This is a genomic window from Micrococcus sp. HMSC31B01, from assembly GCF_001816085.1.
GTDB lineage: Bacteria > Actinomycetota > Actinomycetes > Actinomycetales > Micrococcaceae > Micrococcus > Micrococcus luteus.
Genome location: NZ_KV825218.1, coordinates 1 through 4,660, shown reverse-complemented (window position 1 = coordinate 4,660; position 4,660 = coordinate 1). Strand labels below are relative to the sequence as shown.

Annotated in this window: 6 protein-coding genes; 5 read left to right on the top strand and 1 reads right to left on the bottom strand. The window is 74.4% G+C overall.

Translation table 11 applies throughout. From position 1 onward, the window contains the following. Nucleotides 1-155: 155 nt before the first annotated feature. Nucleotides 156-620, bottom strand: coding sequence for a pyrimidine dimer DNA glycosylase/endonuclease V (locus HMPREF3105_RS08385; RefSeq protein ID WP_036336875.1), 465 nt, complete (start codon nucleotides 618-620; stop codon nucleotides 156-158). A gap of 124 nt (nucleotides 621-744) precedes the next feature. On the opposite strand from HMPREF3105_RS08385, the gene HMPREF3105_RS08380 reads away from it, so the two are divergent. The 5 genes from HMPREF3105_RS08380 to HMPREF3105_RS08360 all read left to right on the top strand — a co-directional run. Beyond that, the gene (locus HMPREF3105_RS08380; protein WP_017488237.1) at nucleotides 745-936 is read left to right on the top strand and encodes a ubiquitin-like protein Pup; all 192 of its coding nucleotides are present in this window, start codon (nucleotides 745-747) and stop codon (nucleotides 934-936) included. Beyond that, complete coding sequence (pafA, locus tag HMPREF3105_RS08375) at nucleotides 933-2,327, top strand: Pup--protein ligase (protein WP_070709210.1); 1,395 nt, start codon at nucleotides 933-935, stop codon at nucleotides 2,325-2,327. Before HMPREF3105_RS08380 ends, pafA begins: the two co-directional genes overlap by 4 nt. A 37-nt stretch (nucleotides 2,328-2,364) precedes the next feature. After that, complete coding sequence (locus HMPREF3105_RS08370) at nucleotides 2,365-3,456, top strand: FKBP-type peptidyl-prolyl cis-trans isomerase (RefSeq protein WP_070709212.1); 1,092 nt, start codon at nucleotides 2,365-2,367, stop codon at nucleotides 3,454-3,456. Between the two features lie 32 nt (nucleotides 3,457-3,488). After that, the gene (locus HMPREF3105_RS08365; protein ID WP_010078659.1) at nucleotides 3,489-3,884 is read left to right on the top strand and encodes an FKBP-type peptidyl-prolyl cis-trans isomerase; all 396 of its coding nucleotides are present in this window, start codon (nucleotides 3,489-3,491) and stop codon (nucleotides 3,882-3,884) included. A gap of 11 nt (nucleotides 3,885-3,895) precedes the next feature. Further along, the coding region (locus HMPREF3105_RS08360) for a helix-turn-helix transcriptional regulator (RefSeq protein ID WP_141762471.1) at nucleotides 3,896-4,660 on the top strand (765 nt) is incomplete at its 3' end.

Genomic DNA, 4,660 nt, shown 5'->3' with positions numbered 1-4,660 from the left:
CCAGCAGTCCGGCGCCCTCGGCGACCGCGAGCGCGCCCGTCGCGCCGCCGCCGGGGGTGGGCTCGCCGGAGGCGAGGCGCCCCAGATAGCTCTCGATGCTCTCGTCGCGGATCATGCCCCCACGGTGCCAGACCGGGCCCGACCGCGGCCCGCCCTCAGGCGCGCTCCCAGGAGGCGACCGGCCCCGGGACGATCGTGAACAGCGGGTGCACGTCGGGGACGGGCGTGTCCGACCACCGTTCGAGCCAGGCGGGGCTGCGCGCGGCCAGCTTGGCGCACAGGTGACGCCACTCCAGGTCGCGCTGGCCCGTGGTGGCCGGGATCGGTGCGAGACCGGCGGGCGGGATGCGCACCGCGCCGTCGGGGGCGGGGCACGGCCGGTCGATCCGGGAGTGGTCGAAGCGATAGCCGCGCGCCGTGGCCTCGGCCTCGAGGCCGGAGAGGAACGCGCCGATCGCGCCGGACGGGTCCGGGTGCTCCCGGAACCTCAGCAGCTGCGGGTGGTCCCGATACCCGCGCGTGCGGCCGGCCAGGACGGCCTGCGCGAGCAGGGCCTCGCGCCAGGCGCCCGTCAGGCCCTGACGGTCGAGGTGGCGGGGGTGAAGGGTCCACAGACGCATGCCCCCATCCTGCCAGCGCGGGGCAACCCGGGGACGTGGGGCTGAAACGTGGCCCGCGCGTGGGGCAGGATGGGTGGACGCGGACGGAGCACACCGACCCGCGTCGACGCACGAGGAGGCCACCATGTCCCAGGAGCAGATCCGCCCACGCCCGTCCGGCGGCGACGACGAGACCGGCGCCGCGGCGGGCCAGGCGCACGTGAAGCCCGCGGCCCAGGACCAGGGCCTGGACAGCCTGCTGGACGAGATCGACTCGGTGCTGGAGTCCAACGCCGAGGAGTTCGTCAAGGGCTTCGTCCAGAAGGGCGGCCAGTGACCGACGCGGACCGCGCCCGCCGGATCTTCGGGCTGGAGACGGAGTACGGCGTCCAGCATTGGAACCCGCAGGGGCGCCCGCTCAGCCCCGAAGAGGTCGTCCGCTACCTCTTCCGGCCCGTGGTCGAGTGGGGGCGGTCCTCGAACGTGTTCGTGTCCAACGGCTCCCGGCTCTATCTCGACGTCGGGTCCCACCCCGAGTACGCGACCGCCGAGTGCTCGACGCTCGACGAGCTCATCGCCTCGGACGGGGCGGGGGACCTGCTGCTGCACGACCTCGTGGTCCAGGCCGAGGAGCGCATGGCCGCGGACGGGGTCGGCGGCCGGATCCACCTCTACCGCAACAACGCCGACTCCTCGGGAAGTTCCTACGGCTCCCACGAGAACTACCTGCTGCGCCGGCGCACCGAGTACCGGCGGCTCACCGAGGCGCTCGTCCCGTTCCTCGTCTCCCGGCAGATCCTCGTGGGCGCGGGCCGCGTCGTGCCCGCCGGCACGTGGCCCGAGGGCGAGGGCCCGGCCCACTTCGCGTTCTCCCAGCGCGCCGACTTCGTGCAGGACGGCGTGTCCTCCTCCACCACGCGGTCCCGGCCGATCATCAACACGCGGGACGAGCCGCACGCGGACGCCTCCGAGTACCGGCGCCTCCACGTGATCGTGGGGGACACGAACCTCTCCGAGCACACCCACCTGCTGCGCTTCGGCGCCACCGACCTGCTGCTGCGGATGATCGAGGCGGGCTTCCCGCTCGGGGACCGCGTCGTCGCCCACCCCACCCGCGCGGTGCGGCAGATCTCCCACGACCTCACCGGCACGGCCCGCATCGCGCTCCGGGAGGGGGAGGCCTCCGCGCTCGAGCTGCAGGAGCACTACCTCGAGCGGGCCCGCGCCTTCGTCGCCGCGGAGGGTGCCCACCACGACCGGGTGGGGGAGGTCCTCACCCTGTGGGGCGAGGTGCTCGACGCCGTCCGCACCGGTGACCGGTCCCGCATCGAGGACCGCATCGACTGGGCGATCAAGCTGCGCCTGCTGGAGGACTACCGGGCCCGCCACGACCTGGGCTGGGACGCGCCCCGCCTCGCCCAGCTGGACCTGGCCTTCCACGACATCGACCCCGACCGGGGGCTGTTCCGCATGCTGCGGCGGCGCGGCGCCGTCGCGCGCCTGCTGCCCGAGGACGCCGCCCGGTCCGCCGTGGAGGCCGCCCCGCCCACCACCCGGGCCCGCGTGCGCGCGGACTTCGTGGCCCGCGCCCGGGAGCGCGGCCTGGACTACGCCGTCGACTGGACGACCCTGAAGCTCACCGACCATCCGCTGCACGCGATCGTGACGAAGGACCCGTTCGACACGTCGTCGGCCGCCGTCGACCGGCTGTTCGAGCGGATCGCCTGACAGCGCGCGTCCAGGACGCGCCGTTAGGGTGACCCGCATGAGTTCGTTCCAGACCCCCCAGCCCCCGACGGCCCGCCGCCGTCGCCGCCTGCTGCCGCTGCTGTCCCTCGGCGCCGCGGGCCTGATGCTGGCCACCGCCTGCGCTACCGGCGACGACGGCGCGGACCAGCCCCACAGCGACGCCGCGTCGGCCTCCACGTCGGCCGCCCCCGAGCGGGCGGCCGTCGGCGAGGGCCAGGGGGAGCCGGACGCCCTGACGGGTGTCACCTTCACGGAGGGCGACGGCGGGGCGCCGACGGTCGAGATCGACGGGGAGATCGACACCGGCCAGCCCACCACGCGCGTGCTGACCGCCGGCGAGGGGGAGCAGGTGCAGGAGGGCGACGTCCTGAAGATGTCGATCGCCGTCGTCGATCCGGCCAGCGGCGAGGTGGTCGCCGAGAACTTCAGCGGCGAACCGGAAGCCGTGCCCGTGGACGACCAGCTCAAGTCCATGAACCCGGAGATCCACGAGATGCTGGTGGGCAACGGCGCCGGCACGATCGTCGCCGCGTACAGCCCCGAGTACGACGTCTCCGTCCCGCAGACCGAGAGCGCGTCGCCGAGCGCCTCCCCCTCCACCCAGACGCAGCCCGCCCAGCTGTTCGTCTACAAGATCGACGCCATCCTGCCGAAGCAGGCCGAGGGCGAGGAGGTGACCGAGCGGGACGAGCGCCTGCCCGACGTCACCGTGGACGAGGAGAGCGGCCGGCCGAGCATCGCGAAGCCCGACGGCGAGGCGCCCCAGGAGCTGGTGGTCCAGCCCCTGATCGAGGGCGAGGGCCGCGAGGTCGGCGCGGACGACACCGTGACCGTGCAGTACGAGGGCGTGACGTGGTCCGACGGCGAGGTCTTCGACTCGTCCTGGGAGACGGGCCAGGCCATCACGTTCTCCCTCAACCGGGTCATCGAGGGCTGGAAGGAGGGTCTGGCCGGCCAGAAGGTGGGCTCGCGCGTCCTCCTGTCGATCCCGGCCGAGAAGGCCTACGGTGAGCAGGGCAGCCCGCCGGACATCGGCGAGAACGAGCCCCTGCTGTTCGTCGTGGACATCCTGGACGCCCAGGCGTCCGCCACCCCGTCGGCGAACTGACCCCGTCCACGAGAACCCAAGAGGAGAGCACCGTGTCCTTCGGACAGCGCGACTACGACCGCACCAAGCCCGAGATCGACTTCCCGGGCGAGACCCCGCCCACCGAGCTCGTGGTGGAGGACCTGATCGAGGGCTCCGGCCCGGCCGTCGAGGCCGGCTCCCGCGTGCAGGTCCACTACGTGGGCGTGGCCTGGTCCACCGGCGAGGAGTTCGACGCCTCGTGGAACCGCGGCACCCCGCTGCCCCTGACCGTCGGCGTCGGCCAGGTCATCGCCGGCTGGGACCAGGGCCTGCTCGGCATGAAGGTCGGCGGCCGCCGCCGCCTCGAGATCCCGCCGCACCTGGGCTACGGCGCCCGCGGCGCCGGCTCCGCGATCGGGCCGAACGAGACGCTCATCTTCGTCTGCGACCTCGTCTCGGTCGACTGACCCCGGGCCCCGTGACCCCACCCGCCCCGCGGCGCGCCGGCGACGAGGCCGCCGAGCGCATCATCTCGCTGCTGTGGCTGCTGCTCTCGGCACCGCACGGTCTCGAGCGTGACCGGATCCGACGGCAGGTCGTCGGCTACGAGGGGCTCACGGACGCCGCCTTCGAGAAGCTCTTCCAGCGGGACCGCCGCGTGCTGCGCGCCGTGGGGGTCCCGCTGGAGACCCTCGAACCCGCGGGCTTCGACAAGGGCGAGGCGGGGGTGCGGCACCGCGTCGTCCGCGATGCGCTGCTACTGCGCGACCTCGACCTCACCGTGGACGAGCGCCGCGCCCTCGTGCGGGCGCGTCGCCTGTGGGGTGACTCGCCGCTGCGCGCCGACGTCGTCCGCGCCGTGGGCCTGCTGTTCCAGCCGGCCACCGACCTCACGGGCGACGACGAGCTGGCCGGGTACCACACCCTCATGCCCCGGGCCGACCCCCGGCTCGAGGCCCTCACCCAGGCCGTGGCCGACGAGGCCGTGCTGCGCTTCCCCTACCGCGACGCGCGGGGGCGGGCCACCCGGCGCACCGTGCGGGCCTGGTTCCTCACCCTCGTGCGCGGCCGCTGGTACCTCACCGGCTGGGACCTCGACCGCGGCGCCGAGCGCAGCTTCCGGCTCACCCGGATGGAGGGGGAGCCGCGCCGCGTCGAGCGGGCGACGGACGCCCCCGGCCGTCCCGAGGACCACGACCACGCCGGCCTCGTGGCGCGCCTGGCCGGGCAGGCCGACGCCGAG

Excerpts from the sequence above, each read along its gene's own strand:
- HMPREF3105_RS08385 (WP_036336875.1), bottom strand. The coding sequence starts at position 620 with ATGCGTCTGTGGACCCTTCACCCCCGCCACCTCGACCGTCAGGGCCTG.
- HMPREF3105_RS08370 (WP_070709212.1), top strand. The coding sequence starts at position 2,365 with ATGAGTTCGTTCCAGACCCCCCAGCCCCCGACGGCCCGCCGCCGTCGC.
- HMPREF3105_RS08380 (WP_017488237.1), top strand. The coding sequence starts at position 745 with ATGTCCCAGGAGCAGATCCGCCCACGCCCGTCCGGCGGCGACGACGAG.